This window comes from Staphylococcus sp. HMSC061G12 (assembly GCF_001838465.1).
GTDB classification, from domain to species: Bacteria; Bacillota; Bacilli; order Staphylococcales; family Staphylococcaceae; genus Staphylococcus; species Staphylococcus simulans.
Genome location: NZ_KV837134.1, coordinates 1 through 916 on the forward strand (window position 1 = coordinate 1; position 916 = coordinate 916).

Genomic DNA, 916 nt, shown 5'->3' on the forward strand with positions numbered 1-916 from the left:
ATACATAATAAGGTAATGATATTTAATTTGGAAGTGGGTCTTAGCTATGTATAAAGTACTTATGGTAGTTTCTGCAATATTGTTTTTTAGCTGTGATTACATAAGGATATTAATAGCAACCCTGATTTTTTGGGAATATAACCAGAGTAAAGAAGATAAGTAGAAAAAAAGGCACTGAATATTTTAAAGGGCAACTCTTTACAGTAATGAAAAGTAAACAACTAAACGCGTGATAAAAATTATGATTAACAATAATATTAAATAGGTCGAAAGTACATATAGTAAATTATAAAGTTAAAAGATAATTGTAGTGTATATGACAACTTTAATACGTTAGGTAGTCTTGAGAACTGGCAGAATGATACAAAACAATGAGTGGGTGTAAAAAATGAACAGGAACTTAGAGGTCGAGGTTACTTTTACGAAGTCAATGAATGAGGGGAATGACGTAGGTTATTTGAGTTGGATTACAGGAGCAGAAATCCCCAAAAGATTTGTTATAGGTTATAGTGCAGAACAACCTGAAACAAGACGCTTTACTGCACATGTCAACCAACAAGTGTTGAATCTGGGAGACTATGTAGATGAAGAGGATATGAATCGTTTAGAAGATACATACTTTGATTTTAGAACATCTGATAAAAAGGTTGTCAGTCTTACGGTACAGTTTGCGTCTTGTTTAAGATTTATTACAGATTGAAATGCACAAGAATAATGTGATTGTATGCTGAAGAAGCAACTTTTTGTGCTTGAAACCAGTTGTGTCAATGGTTTGATAGGTATAAGCTCTCATTATAATAGTTACCTATAGTATCAAAAAAAGAAGTAACTCGTTTATAAACTAAATTTACTATATTTATTAAAACCCGAAATTAAAAAAGCGATATTTACACAATTTCAGAAGAAGAAAAAACAT

General features: G+C 30.8%; 1 protein-coding gene. It reads left to right on the forward strand.

Features of this window, described 5'->3' with window-relative positions; translation table 11 throughout:
• Positions 1 to 388 precede the first annotated feature (388 nt).
• Positions 389 to 700 carry a hypothetical protein gene (locus HMPREF2937_RS08965; RefSeq protein ID WP_070625382.1) on the forward strand — a complete coding sequence of 104 codons (312 nt, stop codon included), beginning with the start codon at positions 389 to 391 and terminating at the stop codon, positions 698 to 700.
• The last annotated feature ends 216 nt before the right edge of the window (positions 701 to 916 follow it).